Origin of the sequence: Lentzea sp. NPDC051208, assembly GCF_040682435.1 — a bacterium.
GTDB classification, from domain to species: Bacteria; Actinomycetota; Actinomycetes; order Mycobacteriales; family Pseudonocardiaceae; genus Lentzea; species Lentzea kristufekii.
The window spans coordinates 163,083-180,040 of sequence record NZ_JBFBAW010000017.1 but is presented as its reverse complement, the minus strand read 5'-3'; the positions used below and the strand labels follow the sequence as shown (position 1 = coordinate 180,040).

At 68.9% G+C, this 16,958-nt stretch carries 14 protein-coding genes and 1 pseudogene; 5 read left to right on the top strand and 10 right to left on the bottom strand.

The annotated features are described in order from the left end of the window. Positions 1-91: 91 nt before the first annotated feature. The 7 genes from AB0M48_RS34720 to AB0M48_RS34690 form a co-directional block, all read right to left on the bottom strand. Positions 92-1,267: a histidine kinase gene (locus tag AB0M48_RS34720; RefSeq protein ID WP_363849907.1), complete on the bottom strand. Its 1,176-nt coding sequence runs from the start codon at positions 1,265-1,267 to the stop codon at positions 92-94. Between the two features lie 31 nt (positions 1,268-1,298). After that, on the bottom strand, positions 1,299-3,041 hold the full coding sequence (locus AB0M48_RS34715; protein ID WP_363849905.1) for a cation acetate symporter: 1,743 nt from the start codon (positions 3,039-3,041) through the stop codon (positions 1,299-1,301). Next, on the bottom strand, positions 3,038-3,412 hold the full coding sequence (locus AB0M48_RS34710; protein WP_266034585.1) for a hypothetical protein: 375 nt from the start codon (positions 3,410-3,412) through the stop codon (positions 3,038-3,040). The genes AB0M48_RS34715 and AB0M48_RS34710 overlap by 4 nt, the downstream gene beginning before the upstream one ends. A gap of 23 nt (positions 3,413-3,435) precedes the next feature. Then, entirely contained in the window at positions 3,436-4,341 is a 906-nt protein-coding gene (locus AB0M48_RS34705; protein WP_363849903.1) for a LytTR family DNA-binding domain-containing protein, read from the bottom strand. A gap of 357 nt (positions 4,342-4,698) precedes the next feature. After that, positions 4,699-4,986: a hypothetical protein gene (locus AB0M48_RS34700; protein ID WP_363849901.1), complete on the bottom strand. Its 288-nt coding sequence runs from the start codon at positions 4,984-4,986 to the stop codon at positions 4,699-4,701. Between the two features lie 415 nt (positions 4,987-5,401). Beyond that, the gene (locus AB0M48_RS34695) at positions 5,402-7,888 is read right to left on the bottom strand and encodes a DUF3516 domain-containing protein (RefSeq protein ID WP_319982981.1); all 2,487 of its coding nucleotides are present in this window, start codon (positions 7,886-7,888) and stop codon (positions 5,402-5,404) included. Between the two features lie 10 nt (positions 7,889-7,898). Continuing rightward, a complete protein-coding gene (locus AB0M48_RS34690; RefSeq protein ID WP_363849899.1) occupies positions 7,899-9,248 on the bottom strand; it encodes a glutamine synthetase family protein in 1,350 nt (449 codons plus the stop codon). A gap of 362 nt (positions 9,249-9,610) precedes the next feature. Here AB0M48_RS34690 and AB0M48_RS34685 point away from each other — a divergent pair, with 362 nt between their 5' ends. Further along, positions 9,611-10,126: a MarR family transcriptional regulator gene (locus AB0M48_RS34685; protein ID WP_245816540.1), complete on the top strand. Its 516-nt coding sequence runs from the start codon at positions 9,611-9,613 to the stop codon at positions 10,124-10,126. A 96-nt stretch (positions 10,127-10,222) separates the two neighbouring features. Here AB0M48_RS34685 and AB0M48_RS34680 read toward each other — a convergent pair whose 3' ends face one another. Both AB0M48_RS34680 and AB0M48_RS34675 read right to left on the bottom strand, forming a co-directional pair. Next, positions 10,223-11,572 (bottom strand): aminotransferase class I/II-fold pyridoxal phosphate-dependent enzyme, encoded by a 1,350-nt coding sequence (locus AB0M48_RS34680; protein ID WP_363849897.1) that lies wholly within the window; start codon positions 11,570-11,572, stop codon positions 10,223-10,225. A 48-nt stretch (positions 11,573-11,620) separates the two neighbouring features. Then, a complete protein-coding gene (locus tag AB0M48_RS34675; RefSeq protein ID WP_363849895.1) occupies positions 11,621-13,747 on the bottom strand; it encodes a glycoside hydrolase family 95-like protein in 2,127 nt (708 codons plus the stop codon). A gap of 269 nt (positions 13,748-14,016) precedes the next feature. Here AB0M48_RS34675 and AB0M48_RS34670 point away from each other — a divergent pair, with 269 nt between their 5' ends. From AB0M48_RS34670 to AB0M48_RS34655, 4 genes and pseudogenes are all read left to right on the top strand, one after another. After that, positions 14,017-14,703, top strand: a complete 687-nt coding sequence (locus AB0M48_RS34670) for an energy-coupling factor ABC transporter permease (RefSeq protein ID WP_363849894.1) — start codon at positions 14,017-14,019, stop codon at positions 14,701-14,703. Beyond that, positions 14,700-14,981 (top strand): PDGLE domain-containing protein, encoded by a 282-nt coding sequence (locus AB0M48_RS34665; RefSeq protein ID WP_363849892.1) that lies wholly within the window; start codon positions 14,700-14,702, stop codon positions 14,979-14,981. Before AB0M48_RS34670 ends, AB0M48_RS34665 begins: the two co-directional genes overlap by 4 nt. Then, a pseudogene (gene cbiQ, locus AB0M48_RS34660) lies at positions 14,981-15,619 on the top strand (cobalt ECF transporter T component CbiQ); the annotation flags it as partial. The gene AB0M48_RS34665 and the pseudogene cbiQ, both read left to right, overlap by 1 nt. Beyond that, the gene (locus AB0M48_RS34655; RefSeq protein ID WP_363849919.1) at positions 15,608-16,396 is read left to right on the top strand and encodes an ATP-binding cassette domain-containing protein; all 789 of its coding nucleotides are present in this window, start codon (positions 15,608-15,610) and stop codon (positions 16,394-16,396) included. The pseudogene cbiQ and the gene AB0M48_RS34655, both read left to right, overlap by 12 nt. Here the strand turns inward: AB0M48_RS34655 and AB0M48_RS34650 are convergent. Continuing rightward, positions 16,375-16,887, bottom strand: a complete 513-nt coding sequence (locus AB0M48_RS34650) for a helix-turn-helix domain-containing protein (protein WP_258950395.1) — start codon at positions 16,885-16,887, stop codon at positions 16,375-16,377. The genes AB0M48_RS34655 and AB0M48_RS34650 overlap by 22 nt on opposite strands. Positions 16,888-16,958 lie beyond the last annotated feature (71 nt).

Sequence of the window (16,958 nt, the reverse complement as noted above, 5' to 3'; positions counted from 1 at the left end):
GAAACAGGAACCCCGCGCCGCGAGGCACAGCGCATAAGCGCTACCCGCCACACGGCGGGTGGGAATCCCTGTCCTTCAACGCAGGGAGAAGTCAAATGCCGTTGATGCCGGCGTGGTACTTCGGCACCCGCACGGTGATCTTCGTGCCCAGCCCGCAGGCGGTCTCCACGACCAGGCCGTACTCGTCGCCGTAGACGCGGCGGAGGCGTTCGTCGATGTTGCCCAGGCCTATTCCGGCGGACTCGTCCACCTGGCCGGCGAGCGTGCGGCGGAGCTTTTCCGGGTCCATGCCGATGCCGTCGTCCTCGATCGTGATGTGGGCTTCGGCGCCGCCGTCGTTCGCGTAGATCTGGATGTGGCCCGGTTCCACCTTGCCCTCCATGCCGTGCCGGACGGCGTTCTCCACCAGGGGTTGCAGACAGAGGAAAGGGACCGTCACCGGGAGCACCTCGGGTGCCACCTGCAGCGTCACCTTCAGGCGTTCGCCGAAGCGGGCTCGCTCCAGGGCCAGGTACTGGTCGATGGAGCGGAGCTCCTCGGCGAGGGTGGTGAAGTCGCCGTGGCGGCGGAAGGAGTAGCGGGTGAAGTCCGCGAAGTCCAGGAGCAGGGTTCGGGCCCGTTCCGGGTTGGTGCGGACGTAGGAGGCGATGGCGGAGAGCGAGTTGTAGATGAAGTGCGGGGAGATCTGGGCTCGCAGGGCGCGCACCTCGGCTTCGACCAGGCGGGTTCGGGAGCGGTCGAGTTCGGCCAGTTCCAGCTGGCCCGCCGCCCAGCGGGCGACCTGGTTCGTCGCGCGGACCAGGCCCGCGGAGGCTTCGCGCGAGTAGGCGGCGAGGGTGCCGACCACGCGGCCCTCGACGGTCAAAGGGGCGACCACGGCGCAGTTGATCGGGCAGTTCGGTTCGGCGCAGCGTATGTCGAACGCCTGGGTGCGGCCGGTCAGGAAGACGTCCTCGGCCTGGGTCATGGCGTCGGCCGCGTGGTGGTCGGAGACGCCTTCCCAGGCGACGACCTCCGTTTCGTCGGTCAGCGCCAGGGCGGGGGTGTCCAGCAACGTGCGCAGGTGGCGGGCCGACTTCTTCGCCGCGTCCGGGACGAGGCCCGCGCGCAACGGGGGTGCGGCGGACCAGGCCGTGTGGAGTGTTTCGTAGGTGACGCGCTGGGCCTCGGTCGAGAGCGACTGCTTGTTGCGCGTGCCCCGCCACAGGACGAGGACGGCCGCTCCGCCGACTACCAGGATCGCGGCGGCGGTGAGGAAGTCTTGCATGGGCGCGTCACCTTCTAATGGTGTCTCGACACTAGCTTCGCTCGTCGGCCGAGGAGGAGCCGGAGCCGTCCAGCCCGAGGTTCTCGGGCGCGTGGAGCTTGACCATCGTGCGCTGCACTCCCGAAGGCAGGTGCCGCGGGGTGAGCAGCGAGACGACGTACATCACGGTGAAACCGAGCGGGACCGTCCACGCGGCCGGGCGCGACAGCAGGATCTCGTACCAGGCGTCGCCGGTGTCGGTGAACATCGTGACGAGGCCCGCGGTCAGCGCCGGAACGCCGCCCGCGAGCATCCCGGCGATGGCACCGGCCTTCGTGATGCGACTCGACCAGATTCCCAGCATCAGCAACGGGCACAACGACGACGCCGCCACCGCGAACGCCAACCCGACCATGTCCGCGACGGGCATGCCGGTCGAGATGAACGTCATCGCCAACGGCACGAGGCCCGCGAGCACCGTGGAGATCCGGAAACCGCGCACGCCGCCCAGGCGCAGCACGTCCTGCGACAGCACACCCGCCAGCGACACCACCAGGCCCGACGACGTGGAGAGGAACGCCGCGAAGGCGCCACCCGCCACCAGCGCGCCCAGCAACTGCCCGCCGATGCCTTCGATCATCCGCGTCGGCAGCACGAGCACCACGGCGTCGGTCTGGCCGGTCATCAGCAGTTCCGGTGTGTACAGACGGCCCAGGGCGCCGTACATCGGTGGCATCAGGTAGAAGACGGACAGCAGGCCCAGCACGATCAACGTCGTGCGGCGCGCCGCGGTGCCGTTCGGGTTCGTGTAGAAGCGCACGATCACGTGCGGCAGGCCCATGGTGCCCAGGAACGTCGCGATGATGAGCGAATACGCGCCGTACAACGGGAAGTCCTGGCCGCTCGACATCGGCAGCGACCACATCTCGTTGGTGTTGTGGGCCATTGTGGACAGATGCGGGACCGGCGCGTCCTTCGGGAACGTGAACTCCGAGCCCTGCCCGATGCGGTGGTAGCCCTCGGGCAGCACGACGACGGTGTTCTCGACGCGGGCGCCGTCGATCTCGCCGGTGCCCCTGATGGAGATGAACGCGTCGGCGTGGATCGTGGTCGGGCGCTGGAACGTGACCTCGGTGTCCTGCCGGAAGACCGGGTACTCGGGCTTGGTCAGCGGCTCGGATCCGTGCACCTGCCACGCGACGATCAGGAACACGATCGGCACGGTGATCGCGGTGAGCTTGAGCCAGTACTGGAACGCCTGCACGAACGTGATCGACCGCATCCCGCCCGACATCACGTTCACGGTCACGACCACCGTGACGATCAGCGCGCCCACCCAGTCCGGCGCGCCCGTCACCGTGTTCAGCGTCAGGCCCGCGCCCTCCAGCTGGGGCAGCAGGTACAGCCAGCCGATCGCCAGCGCCAGGATCGACGCGACCGCGCGCACGCCGCGCGACCGGAAGCGGGCCTCGGCGAAGTCGGGCAGCGTGTAGGCGCCGGAACGCCGCAGCGGCGCCGCGACCATCGTCAGCAGCACGAGGTACCCGGCGGTGTAGCCGACCGGGAACCACAGCATGTCCGGCCCGTAGGCGAAGATCAGCCCGGCGATGCCGACGAACGACGCGGCGGAGAGGTACTCACCGCCGATCGCCGAGGCGTTCCACCACGGCGAGACGGTGCGCGAGGCGACGTAGAAGTCGGACGTGGTGCGGGAGACGCGCAGTCCGTAGGCGCCGACCAGGATCGTGCCCAGTGCGACGACCAGCACCGCCACGACGGCGTAACCACTCGTCATGGACGTTCGACCAGCTCCGCGAACTCGCGTTCACTGCGCTCGGCCTGCCGCACGTAGAACCAGCCGGCCAGCAGCAGCATCGGGCACGTCGCCACGCACAGCAGGAACCACGGCAGCCCCAGGCCGAGGATCCGGAACTTGCCGAGCTCCGGATCGATCGCGAACAGCAACGGCAACAGGGCCAGGGCCCCGGTCGCCACCAGGCACACCGACAGGCCCAGCCGCCGTTGCGCCCGGATCAGCGTGCGCATGTAGACGGCGCCGAGCTCGCTCTGCTCGTTGATCTCGCGCGTGCCCGAGTACGGGCGGCGCGCACGGGGTGCCCGCGTGCGCGGGCTCGTCACCACCACGCGCTGGGTCGGCTTCTCCACCGGCCTCCGGGGTGGCGGCGTCGTCACGACCCGAGCCCGTTCCTCGGTTGCAGGACACCGGCGGGCTGACCCGCGCCGGGCGTGGGACGGGCGCGGCGGACCAGCAGCTGCCGCAGGTGCCGGGCGTGCCGGCGGCTGACCGGCAGCACCGCGCCGCCGATCGTGACGCTCAGGTGTCCTTCCTCCAGCCGCAGTTCGTCGATGTGACCGATCGAGACCAGGTGGCTGCGGTGGATGCGGACGAACCCCGCGCTGCGCCAGCGCTCTTCCAGGCCGTTCAGCGCCGCGCGCACCAGGCCGCTGCCCGTCGCGGTGTGCAGGCGGGCGTAGTCGCCGTGCGCCTCCACGTACCGGATGTCGGCGAGGCGGATGAACCGGGTGACGCCGCCGAGCTCGACGGGGATGACCTCGTCACCCATCTCCGGCGGCGTGGAGTTCGAGGGCTGCGCCGGAGCCGGGGTGGCCGGCTCGGTGGCGGTCTTCGAGTCCCAGACCTCGTGCACGATGCGGTGCACGGACTCCGCGAGCCGTTCCGGGCGCACGGGCTTGAGGAGGTAGTCGAGCGCCTTGAGTTCGAACGCCTCCACGGCGGGCTGCTGGTGCGCCGTCACGAACACGACGGGCGGTGGCTGCGCGAACCGCGAGAGCACGCGGGCGAGGTCGAGACCATCGAGCCCCGGCATGCGGATGTCGAGGAACACCGCGTCCAACGGCTGCCCGGCGTCCATCGCGCGGTGCAGCACGCGCAACGCCTTGGTGGCGTCGGTGACCGCTTCCACGTGAGCGATGCGCGGATCGGAGCGCAACAGGTAGACGAGGTCTTCCAGCGCGGGTGCCTCGTCGTCGACGGCGAGCACCCGCAGCGAGCGTTCGAGGCTGCCACGTCGATCCGGCCCCTCGCAGATGGGGCAGGGCAGACCTGAGGTCATTCGAGATCGAGTCCAAACTGTGTACGGCCGATCCTCACGTGGCGCGATTGGACCACGCTCGGTCATCGCGCGCCTGGTGAGCCGAGGGCGTCGGATACGCGATCATGCCCGCTCACGGAGGGTGATCCGCTGCGGGGGTCCGGTTGCACAGCGTGTGTACGACGAGCGCCCCCTCCCGCCCTGAAACCCCGAACGGGCGCATCATCCGTCAGACGGAGGACGTGCGGAAACCCTCCGATCGGGTGCGTCTCGGGTGGGAGACCGGTGGTGTTATCACGCAACGTGCAGTTGCCTGGTCAGGCCAGTCGGGCGGTTTCGTCGGTGAACGAGTGGCCCGGCGGCGGGAGGAAGGCGCTTTCAGGGCTGCCGGATCGCGCGGGGCTGGGCCGCCAGCGCGTCACCGAGCGTGATCTCCAGCTCGATGAACGACTCCTCGGCGCGACGGGCGGCGACGCTCACGGAGGCGGCGGCGGCCGGGCCGACGAGTCTGCGGGTGGGCGCGCGCAGCGCCTGGATCGCCTCCGACCACTGGTTCGAGAGCTTGGCCAGACCGCTCAGCGTGTCCACGAGCTCTTCGGTGTTGTCCGGCGGTGACGCGATGATCTCCGCCAGCCGGTCGCGCAAGGCGTCCAGTGCCGGGTCCACGGATTCCTCCAGACGTGCTGCGCCAGAAATTTCCCCCACTGGGCACCACCATATCCCGACCGTTGTGGTTCGGCGCAATGATGGTGCCCCGAGAAGAGCACTCAGTCAATCGATTGCGCATTCCGTCTCAACTGGCACTCGTCTCAACTGGCGCGCACTTCTCGTGACCGGCTGAAATGAACGCGCTTTCGGTGTTTAGCCAGGCTTCCTGGTGCTGCGTCGGTCTTCGTGCCAGGTAGAACGGGTCGCGTCAGGCCGAACGGTGTGGCCTGCGCCGCGGGAATCGCGGCATTGAGTTGCGCGGCCGGGGGACTTCCCGGCCCGCGTATTAACTCTTCTGCTGCAATGCGGTGTGGCGCGCCAGGGCCGGGTTCAGTCGTTCGGTTCAAGCGGAAATAGCCGCCCGTTCCGCGGACTACAGCCTGCCGACGTCCGTGATCGTCACGACCGCCTCGCCGAGTTCGTCGGACGCGGCCAGGTCGACCTCGGCGTTGAAGCCCCAGTCCTTGTCCCCGGCCGGGTCCTCGAAGATCTGCCGGCACACCCAGCGCTCGCGCTCGACGTTGATGATCAGGAACGCCGGGCCGCGCGCGTTCGGGCCCGCGCCGATGTCCGAGTGCTCCTCGAAGTACGGCTCCAGCGCGTCCATCCACTCCTTGGCCGTCCAGCCCGACTCGTGGTCGAGCTCGCCCAGCGAGTACCAGTCGCGCTTGGCGGCCAGTTCGACGCGGCGGAACAGGGCGTTGCGGACCAGGACGCGGAACGCCCGGACGTTGCGGGTGACCGCGGGCGGCAGGTCGACGCGGACCTCCTGCTCGGGGGCGTCCGGGTTGGTGAGCTTCTCCCACTCGTCGATCAGCGACGAGTCGACCTGGCGGACGAGCTCGCCCAGCCACGAGATCAGGTCGTTGAGCTCCTCGGTCTTCGCCTCGTCCGGCACCGTCTGCGACAGCGTCTTGTAGGCGTCGGCCAGGTACCGCAGCACGAGGCCCTCGGAGCGCGCCAGGCCGTAGAACGCCACGTACTCCGTGAACGTCATCGCGCGCTCGTACATGTCGCGCACGACGGACTTGGGGGACAGGTTGTAGTCGTCGACCCACGGGTGGCCGCGGCGGTAGGTGAACATCGCCGCGTCGAGCAGCTCGACGAGCGGCTTCGGGTACGTGACCTCGTCCAGCAGTTCCATCCGCTGGTCGTACTCGATGCCGTCGGCCTTCATGGCACCGATCGCCTCGCCGCGCGCCTTGTGCTCCTGCGCGCCCAGGATCTGCCGCGGATCGTCCAGAATGGACTCGATCACCGACAGCACGTCCAGCTCGTACCCCGGCGCCTCGCGGTCGAGCAGCTCGATCGCGGCCAGCGCGAACGGCGACAGCGGCTGGTTCAGCGCGAAGTTGAACTGCAGGTCGACGGTGAGCTGGAAGTCGTCACCGTGGCGTTCGACGACCCCCGCCGCGACCAGCGCCCGGTACATCGCGAGCGCGCGGCGGATGTGCTTGAGCTGCTTCGGGCGGTCCTCGTGGTTGTCCTCGAGCAGGTGCCGCATGGCCTGGAACGCGCCACCGGCGGGCCGGCCGATCACGTTCAGCAGCATGGCGTGCGAGACCTGGAACGACGACGTCAGCGGCTCCGGCTCGGCGCCGACGAGCCGTTCGAACGTCGACTCGCTCCACGACACGAACCCGTCGGGAGCCTTCTTGCGCACGACCTTGCGGCGCTTCTTCGGGTCGTCGCCGGCCTTCGCCAGCGCCTTGATGTTCTCGACCTCGTGCTCGGGCGCCTGCACGACGACCGTGCCGACGGTGTCGTAGCCCGCGCGGCCCGCCCGTCCGGCGATCTGGTGGAACTCGCGGGCCTTCAGGATGCGCGTGCGAGTGCCGTCGTACTTCGACAACGCCGTGAACACGACCGTGCGGATCGGCACGTTGATGCCGACGCCGAGGGTGTCCGTACCGCAGATGACCTTCAGCAGACCGGCCTGCGCGAGCTGCTCGACCAGGCGGCGGTACTTCGGCAGCATGCCGGCGTGGTGCACGCCGATGCCGTGCCGCACGAGCCGCGAGAGCGTCTTGCCGAACCCGGACGAGAACCGGAAGTTGCCGATCGTGGCGGCGATCTGCTCCTTCTCCGGCTTCGTGGCGACGTTGACGCTCATCAGCGACTGCGCGCGCTCCAGCGCGGCGGCCTGGGTGAAGTGCACGACGTAGATCGGCGCCTCACGGCCGTGCAGCAGGTCTTCGATCGTCTCGTGCAACGGCGTGGAGACGTACTGGAAGTTCAACGGAACCGGGCGCTGCGCCGAGCGGACCACCGCCGTCGGCCTGCCGGTGCGCCGGGTCAGGTCCTTCTCGAAGAACGAGACGTCGCCCAGCGTCGCCGACATCAGCAGGAACTGGGCCTGCGGCAGCTCGACGATCGGCACCTGCCAGGCCCAGCCGCGGTCGGGCTCGCTGTAGAAGTGGAACTCGTCCATGACGACCTGGCCGACGTCGGCCGTGTGGCCGTCGCGCAGGGCGATGTTCGCGAGGATCTCCGCGGTGCAGCAGATGATGGGCGCCTGGTCGTTGACGCTGGCGTCGCCGGTCATCATGCCGACGTTCTCCGGCCCGAACACCTCGCACAGCGCGAAGAACTTCTCCGAGACCAGGGCCTTGATCGGCGCGGTGTAGAAGCTGCGCTGGTTCGCCGCCATCGCGACCAGGTGGGCGCCGATGGCGACCAGGCTCTTGCCCGACCCCGTGGGCGTGCTCAGGATGACGTTGGCCCCCGAGACGAGCTCGATGACCGCTTCCTCCTGCGCCGGGTACAGCGCGAGGCCGCGCTCGGTCGCCCAGTGGGAGAAGGCGTCGAACAGTTCGTCTTCGTCGGCGATCGAGGTGAGCCGGTCCGTGAGTGCAGTCATCGCAGGTGAACTATAGGTGGTACGCGTATTCGGTGAACTCCCAGTCGGTCACGAACCGCTGGAACCGGGCCACCTCCTCCCACTTGAAGTCCACATAGGACCGCACGAAGTCCTTGCCCAGCACGTCGACCATCGCCGTGTCCTCCTCCAGGTAGGCGAGGGCGTCGGGCAGCGTGGCGGGCAGCGTCGGGGCCTTCGACGGGTCGTAGCCGTAGCCGGCCGACGGCCGCGGCGGTTCGATCTGGTCGCGGATGCCCAGGTAGGTGGCCGCGATGAGGCCCGCGATGCCGAGGTACGGGTTCGCGCTCGCGTCGCCGAGCCGCAGTTCGAGCCGGGTCGTGTCGCCGCGCTCGGCCGGCACCCGCAGCATCGCGCTGCGGTTGTCGAGGCCCCAGTCGATCAGCCACGGCGCGAGCGAGTCCGGCCCGAACCGCTTGTAGGAGTTGACCGTCGGGTTGAGCAGCGCGGCCAGCGCCGGGGCGTGCTTGAGGATGCCGCCGATGGCCCAGCGCGCCTCGTCGGACAGGCCGCTGGTGGTGCCGGGCGCCTGGAACGCGTTGCGGCCGTCCTTCTCGTGGCACGACAGGTGCAGGTGGAAGCCGCTGCCGCCGCCGTCGTTGAACGGCTTGGCCATGAACGTGGCCATCCGGCCTTCGCGCCGGGCCAGTTCCTTGACGCTCGTCTTGAACCGGAACGCGCGATCGGCCGCGTCCATGGCGGGCGAATGGACGAGGTTGATTTCGAACTGCCCGCCGGCGTACTCGTGGTTGCCGCCGGTCGTTTGGAGCCCCGCCGAACTGAGCGTGCGAAGAGTTCTCAACAGATGACCGTCAGAATCGCCGCGGCGTCCGGTCGCGTAGACGTTGCCGGGTTCGTCACAGTACGGGCGCCACCCGTTCGGGCGATCTTCGTCCGGCTCGCAGAGAAAATATTCCAGCTCGGGCCCCACGACCGGGGTGAGCCCCGTGGTCTCGAATATTTCCAGCGCCCTGCGCAGCACCTGCCGGGGCGATTCGTCCACGGGTCTTTCGTCGGCCGGGCTCACCGCGTCGCCGATGCACCACGCCACCCCCGGCTCCCAGGGGATCGGGAGCAGCGTGTCGAGGTCGGGGACCACGATCACGTCGGGCAGCCCGGCGTCGAGCACACCCCCGTTCTCGGTGGTCTTGCCGCCGGGCGTGGTGCTGTACACGGCCCGGCAGAACGACAGTCCGCGCTGGGTAACCGCAGGTAGGTGCTCTACGAGGACGTCACGGCCCCGGTCGGTGCCGAGCAGGTCTGGGAAGACGACGCGCACCACGTCGATCCCGTCCTCGCCGAGTCTTGCCGCGAGTTCCCGTGTCACCTGTTCACCGACCACGTCGAACTACCTTTCCGGCACAGTGTGTCGCTGGCGCGGAGGGGATAACGTTGAGGCGCAAACGCTATCGACCCGTCCGTGGAGCAAAGACCGTCATTGGTCCCCGTCGGGTGCTCCACACTCATCGTCCACCACGGGGCAACAGTCCGTAACTGGACGGGTGACGACCGTCACGAGATCATGCACGATGTGGGATCGTGATCAAAGTGGTTGCGGACCGACTCGCACCACATCACAGACATAGTTCGGAACCGCAAGTATTGTGCCGGGAACACCTGAGCTCGAGCACGGGAGACTTTGAGTTGTCTGGTCACCACACGATTGCCGAGACCGAGAAAGCCGTCCAGGCCAAACTCGGTGCGGTGCCGCTGCGTCGCGAGCAGATGGCGGCGGTGTCGAACATCCACCGCGCCGCTACCGCGATCCGCCAGCACCTCGAGAACTCGGTGCTGCGCACCAGCGATCTGACCTGGACCGGCTTCGTCGTGCTCTGGGTCGTGTGGATCTGGGGCGAGATGGAGACGCGGTACGTCGCCGAGGAGGCCGGGATCTCCAAGGGGACCCTGACGGGCGTCGCCAAGACGCTGCAGTCGCGGGGCCTGCTGGAGCGCATGGGCCACCCGACCGACGGGCGCCTCGCGGTCCTGCGGCTCACCCCTGAGGGTGAAGAACTGATGGCCGACCTCTTCCCCAAGTTCAACGAGGAAGAGGTCTTCGTCAGCGACCCGCTGGAGTCGTCGGAAGCCCAGTCGCTGGCCGAGATGCTGCGCCGCATGGTCACGCATCTGGAGGCCAACGGCGAGCAGCGCCGCCTCGACCTGCGCGGAGACACGCCGCTGCCGCCGCGCCGGTCCGGCCGGCGCGCCAAGCACGGCTGATCCTCGCGGCTGTGGGCGACTCACCGGGGGTGAGTCGCCCATTTCGGCGTTCGTCCGCTGTCTGGTCTGTCCGAGGGAAGGCCCCTGACCAGGCCTTCAGAGCAGGCTGAGCACCCGCGCGTGCAGGGTGTCGAGGTAGTCCTCGGACTCCGGCTTCATCAGCACGCTGCGCAGCACCCGCGCACCGTCCGCGTCGGCCCCGACCTCGGGGTGGCGGGCGGCGAACGCGCTCTTCGACGCCCGTGCCACGCTCAGGAAGATCGGGTCGACGGGTGCGTTCATGCCCGTTTCCATCACGCGGTGGGAAGCGGCGTCCACGGCCGACAGGGTCAGCGGGTCGGTCCGCGGGAAGTACGTGACGATGTCGAGCTCGGGCTCCTGGTAGAGCTCCAGGCCCTCCGACTCCCGGATGATCGACGCCCACCGCACGGCTGCCCGCCGTCCGGCCGCCAGGACCTCGCCCAGGCCCTCACGGGTCAGGGGGAGCAGGCGGAGGGTCAGCCACAGGCCGGCCGCCGCAGCGCCGGCGCGCGAGCATTCCAGGCTGATTTCACCGAGGTGCATCTCGTCGGACGTGAAATAGGTGTACGGGGAGTCGTGGAGGTAGAAGCGGCCCACGGACGGGTCGCGGAAAAGGACCGCGCCGCAGCCGTAGGGCTGTAGGCCGTGTTTGTGCGGGTCGACCACCACGGAGTCGCAGGAGGCGATAGCCGCCCACGGCTCCGGTGCGAGGTCGGTGCCCGCGAGCAGGGTGAAGAAGCCGCCATACGCGCCGTCCACGTGCACCCGTGCGTCGTAGCGGCGTGCTACGTCCAGCACAAGATGCACCTGTTCGATGGCACCCAAAGCGGTAGTTCCCGGAGTGACCACGACCGTTCCGGCCTTGCCGGTCTTCAAGAGCTCCTCGAGCGCGTCCAGATCCATGCGGCCCACGCCGTCCACGGCGACGGGGAAACCCTCGATGCCGAGCACGCCGCACATGCGTGAGTGCGTGTAGTGAGCCTCGGAGGAGTACGCGACGCCACGGGTCGGATGCAGCGAACGGGCGACGAACAACGCCTCCAGGTTCGCGATCGTGCCGCTCGACGTCAGGTGGCCGAGGTGCTGCTCGCCGTAGCCGAACATCGTCGCCAGGTCCGAGACGACCTCACGTTCCATGGCTGCGGTCGCGGGACCGCCGTCCAGGGCGTGGTTGTTCGGGTTGATCAGCATCGCGGACAGGTAGCCCACGACGGCCGCGGGGTGCGGCGGCTTGAGCATCTGGCCTGCGTACCGCGGGTGGAAGAACGGGTAGTTGTCGCGCAGGCGGTCCTGGAGCTCGGCGAGCGCCGAGCCGAAGAGCGCCGGGTCGACCTGCAGCGACGAGTGGGGTGTGAAGGAGCCGTACTCCGCCGTCCACTTCTCGTGGTTGGCCAGCGCCTCGTTGAGCCAGTGTTGAAGATCCACCGCACACCCCACTCGTCCACGCACGTTCCGAATGATCGAATTCGGACGTTACGGCAGACCCCAGCGCGAAGACGAGCCGTTGGCCTCCACATCACGTGCCGAGACGTCGGGGCGTGTGCCACGACGTGAGACGATGGCGCTCTGACCTCGGCGAAGCGGGATTTCGACGGCGGCGCCACGAGTCTTGTACTCCAGGCGCCGTCCCCACGTGTCGCGGACGTCGATGTCGCCCTTGATTCCGTGCTCCAGCAACAAAGGTGAGCCCGCTTCCGAATGGATCTTCACCCAGTCGGTCCGGCCGGAAGAGCGCGAAGCGTCCACAAGGAACGCTCCTTGCGTGCGCAACGACGAGATGGACGCATCGGCCCAAGTGGACGAAACAGACGGGAAGACGCGCACGACGTCGTTGTGCGACTGGACCATCATCTCCAGCACGGCCTGGCCGGACATCAACGGCGACTCGATCGCGAGGTTGCCTCCCTCGCGGTAGAAGGTGTTCTCGGTCAGCACGGCGTTCGAGCCGACCTGCTTGCGGTCGAGGAAGTGGCGCAGGAACGACAGCGCCTCCTCCGGCCGTCCCATCGCCGACGCCATCGCGGACGCGGCGCCGTAGCTGTACCCGGCCCACGCCTGCTGCCGCGACACCCAGTGGTCGAACGTCCTGTCGATGAGCGCGCGGTGTTCCGGCATGTCGTAGGTGAGTTCGCGCAGCGGGTAGAACCACAGCATGTGCGAGAAGTGGCGGTGCGAGTCGTTGAGCGAGACGTCCTTGCCGATCAACGCGCCGTTCGGGCCCAGGTGGTACGGCACGAGCCGGTTGGCGATGTCACGCCAGCGCGCGTTCTCCTCGATGGTCAGCAGCGTGCGCACGCCCCAGCGGATCAGCGAGAGGTCGTACGTCGTGTCCGTGGCGTTCGCGTACTCCGGTGAGCGCGTCTCCGGCAGGTGCAGCTTCCCGTCCGCGCCCTCGACGAGGAACCGCGCGTAGTAGTTGACCGCCTTCGTCAGGATCGGGAAGAGGACGTCCTTGAGGATCTTCTCGTCCATCGTGTGCCGGTAGCCCAGCCAGACGTTGTGGCAGGCCCACAGAAGATTGCCCGTATGGTCGTTCGGCGCGACTCCCGGAACGCCGCAGTAGCGCGGCCCGGAGCGCAGCGTGCGGTCGCCGGGGTGGCAGATCGCGTACGAGTTGCCGTCGCGGTAAGCGGGGTTCACGTTGAGTTCGAGGTTGTGCTCGAACCGCTTCAACGTCGTCGTCACCGCGTCGAGCTCGTGGTGGTTCGAGCCGTTGACCAGCGGATACGAGATCTGGACGTTGAGGTTCCACCACACGGCCGTCCAGCTGTTGCCCTGCTCGGGGAACCACGGGCCCCACTCGGAGATGACCGGCGCGTCCGCGCGGGTCGCCGCCGCCATCTTGTAGAGCTGCAACCAGTAGAAGCGCTGCACGAGCTTGTCCGGCACCGAGACCAGCGACTTCGCGAAGTAGGCGTTCCACCAGCGGCGGTGCTGCAGCGTCAGCACCTCGAACGGGATCGCCAACGCCTGACGCACCTCGCGGATCGCGTCGGACGTGTGCGTGTTCGCAGGGTGTGTGTACGCCACGTGGGCCGCGAAACGGCCGTTGCGAGTCTGCCAGGCGGTTGTGTAGCCACCGCCCGCGAGCAGCGGCTGGGCGGCGTAGGAGACGCCGTTGGCGGTGCCCGGAGTCGGCGCCGGGTTGGCCGTGTAGTCCGCCGGCCTGCGGATCTGGCGGGTCGTCGACGACTCCAGCGGCTGGAAACCCCAGGTCACCTCACCCTTCACGGAGGCGAGGAACGTGCTGCGCGAGTTGTGCACGAGCATCGTGAACGTGGCGCTGCCCTGCGTGGTCGTCACGGAGCCGGTGAGCTCGGCGTTCCACAGGTCGAGGGTCCAGTCGACGGCGGTGATCGCGCCGGCGAACTGCAGGGTCAGGTAGCCGATCGGCAGCCGGGACAGGCCGACCGCCGCCTCCCAGTGCTCGCGCTGGTCCTGCACCTCGGAGTGGCTGAGCATGAGCTTCAGCTCGTTCGCGGTGCGGCCCGCGTAGACCTGGACTCCCAGGAAGCCGTTGGCGAGGAACGGGCTGTCACCCCAGTTCTGCGGCAGTCTCCGCCACTCCATGCGGGCGTCGCGGACGACGTCCCGGTGCACGTTGTGACCCGATGTTTCCGATTCCGCGACCGCGGTGCCCACCCCGAGTGCGGAGGCCCCGACGGCCGCGCCCGTCCCGTACAAAAAGGTTCTACGCGACAGCTCTGTCACTGTTCGTCCCTCCGTGCCGTGGCGGCGGCGGAACGGATCTAACCGCAGAAGTCATCCGATGACTAGCGGGCGCTGTGACGATCACCGCCTTCTTGCCCGCACATCGTTGTTGCAACGTTCTAGCCACAGCCGAGGTCCGGCAATTAGCGTGACTGCTCATGTCACCTGTTGCCATGCACATGAGCGACGGTCTGCTGAACGCGCCGGTGTCGGTCGTCTTCCTCGTCATCGCGGCGGCGGGCGTCGGGTTCGCGTTGGTCAAGGCCCGTGTGGACCTCGACGACCGCACGGCGCCGATGGCCGGCCTGGTGGCCACCTTCATCTTCGCCGTCCAGATGATCAACTTCCCGATCCTGCCCGGCGCCTCCGGGCACCTGCTGGGCGGTGCGCTCGCGGCGATCCTGGTCGGCCCGTACGTCGGCGCGCTGTGCGTGACGATCGTGCTCGTCGTGCAGGCGCTGCTGTTCGCGGACGGCGGCCTCACCGCGCTGGGCGCCAACGTCACCAACATGGCGCTGATCGGCACCGCGAGCGGGTTCCTCGTCGCCGTCGCGCTGCGCAAGGTCGCCGAGCGCGGCAAGGGCGGTCTCGCGGCCGTCGCGTTCGTCTCCGCGTTCGTGAACACCCTGCTGGCCGCCACCGGCTTCGTCGTCGAGTACGCGATCGGCGGCGCGGGCGGCGTGGAGATCGGCAAGGTCGCGTTGCTGATGTGGGGCCTGCACGCGCTGATCGGCATCGGCGAGGGCCTGATCACCGCCGTCACGGTCACCTCGGTCGCGTCGATCCGTCCCGACCTCGTGTACCTGCTCAAGGGCAGCCGCAAGCCGCTGGAGGTCCGGTCGTGAAGAAGTTCTTCATCGGGTTCGCGTTCGTGTCACTGCTGATCGCGGGAGTGCTGTCGTACTTCGCGTCGGGCGACCCGGACGGCCTGGACAAGACCGTCGAGGACACCGGCATCGCCGAGCACGCCCAGGAGCACCCGTTCTCCGGCAGCACGTTCGCCGACTACGCGTTGGGCGGTGACGACAAGTTCACCGGCCTCGCGGGCGTGCTCGGCGTGGTCGTGGTGCTGGCCATCTCGTTCGGCCTGTTCTGGGTGCTGCGCAAGAAGTCCGACGCGTAGTGAGCGGCGCCCACGACGTCCTGCACCACGCCGGCGACTCGCCGGTGCACCGCCTCGCGCCGCACGTGAAGATCCTCGTGGCGTTCGGGGCGGTGCTGGGCGTCGTCGCGACCCCGCGCACGATGTTCCCGCTGTTCGGCCTGTACCTGCTGCTGATCGTCGCGGCGTGGTTCGTGGCGCGGGTGCCCGTGCTGTGGTTCGTGAAGCGCGCGGTGATCGAGGTGCCGTTCGTGGTGCTCGCGTTCCTGCTGCCGATCTTCGGCACGGATCCGCGCACCGGCTTCCTCGGCTTCTCCGTGTCGGTCGAGGGTTCCCTGGCGGGCTGGAACATCCTCGCCAAGGGCACGCTGGGCGTCCTGGTCAGCCTGACCCTGGCCGCCACGACAGCGCCGGCGGACCTGCTGCGCGGCCTGCAGACGTTGCGGGTGCCGGCGCCGCTGATCATGATCGCCACGCTGATGCTGCGGTACGGCGAAGTCGTCGTGGGCGAGGCGAAACGCATGAGCGTCGCCCGCGTCTCCCGTGGTGACGACCCGCGCTTCCTGTGGCAGGCGGGCGCGGTGGCCCGGTCGGTCGGCACGTTGTTCATCCGGTCCTACGAACGCGGAGAGAGGGTGCATCTCGCGATGGTGTCGCGCGGCTGGACGGGCAGGCCGGGAGGCTCGGCGACGATCGTTCCCGAGACCCCTGCCGCCGCTGCCCTGGAGGTCTCGAAGCTCGCCTTCGCCTACCCGGACGGGCACCAGGCGTTGTTCGGCGTCGACCTGCGCGTCGAGCACGGCGAACGCGTCGCGGTGCTCGGCCCGAACGGCGCCGGCAAGACCACCTTCGCGTTGCACCTCAACGGAGTCCTCGGCGGCGGCTCGGGGTCGATCTCGGTCGCCGGGCTCGAGGTGCGCAAGCAGAACCTGCGGGAGATCCGGCGCCGCGTCGGGCTCGTCTTCCAGGACCCCGACGACCAGCTGTTCTCCCCGACCGTGGGGGAGGACGTCGCGTTCGGGCCGCGCAACTTCGGCATGTCCGATGTGGACGCCCGTGTGCAGGAGGCGTTGCGGTCGGTGGGAATGGAGTCCGTCGCGGACCGTTCGCCGCTGCACCTGTCCGGCGGTCAGCGGCGCCGGGTCGCGCTGGCCTCGGTGCTGGCCTGCTCGCCGGAGATCCTGGTGCTGGACGAGCCGTCGGCGAACCTCGAACCGGTGGCCCGCCGCGAACTCGCCGAGCTGCTGCTCTCGTTGGCCCCCACCATGCTGATGGTCACGCACGACCTGCCGTTCGCGCTGCAGATCTGCCCCCGCAGCGTGCTGATCGACGACGGTGTGGTCGTGGCGGACGGACCGACGCGCGAGATCCTCGCGGACTCCGCGCTGCTGGCCCGCCACCGCCTCGAACTGCCCTACGGCTTCCGGCTCGACTGAAGCCCGCTCAGCACGATCTCCAGCAGCACGGCCGGATTCGCGCCCTCGTGCATGCTCTGCAGCATCCCCTTCATCAACGCGACGAGGTCCTTCGTCGTGATGTCGGCGCGGACGGCCCCCGCCTCCTGGGCCCGGGCCAGCAGCCCGCCGAGGGTGGCGTGCAGGCTGTCGCGCAGCTCTGAGGGCACCGCGATCGCGTCGGACATGTCCCGCTTCGCCGTCGCCTCGTCCGCCATCTTGCCCAGGAACGCGAACAGGTCCGCGCCGGCGTCGGCCGACGGTTCCGCCGACGCGATCATGGCCGACACGCGCGCCTCCGTGACGGCCTGGAACAGCGCCTGCTTCGTCGGGAAGTGCCGGTAGACCGTGCCGGGGCCGACGCCCGCCTTCGCCGCGATCTCGTCCAGCGGTACGTCGAAGCCCTGTTCCGCGAACAGCTCCCGTGCCGCTACCAGCACCTTCTCACGATTGCGCGCGGCATCGGCCCTCATCGTTGCCAACCGGGGCGTGCGTTCCGCATGTTGCTAACCGGGGTCACCGTTCCAATTCTACGAGGGGCACA

Coding starts and splice junctions, on each gene's coding strand:
- AB0M48_RS34695 (WP_319982981.1), bottom strand. CDS start 7,888: ATGACTGCACTCACGGACCGGCTCACCTCGATCGCCGACGAAGACGAA.
- AB0M48_RS34705 (WP_363849903.1), bottom strand. CDS start 4,341: ATGACCTCAGGTCTGCCCTGCCCCATCTGCGAGGGGCCGGATCGACGT.
- AB0M48_RS34715 (WP_363849905.1), bottom strand. CDS start 3,041: ATGACGAGTGGTTACGCCGTCGTGGCGGTGCTGGTCGTCGCACTGGGC.
- AB0M48_RS34670 (WP_363849894.1), top strand. CDS start 14,017: ATGTCACCTGTTGCCATGCACATGAGCGACGGTCTGCTGAACGCGCCG.
- AB0M48_RS34655 (WP_363849919.1), top strand. CDS start 15,608: ATGGTGTCGCGCGGCTGGACGGGCAGGCCGGGAGGCTCGGCGACGATC.
- AB0M48_RS34650 (WP_258950395.1), bottom strand. CDS start 16,887: ATGAGGGCCGATGCCGCGCGCAATCGTGAGAAGGTGCTGGTAGCGGCA.
- AB0M48_RS34720 (WP_363849907.1), bottom strand. CDS start 1,267: ATGCAAGACTTCCTCACCGCCGCCGCGATCCTGGTAGTCGGCGGAGCG.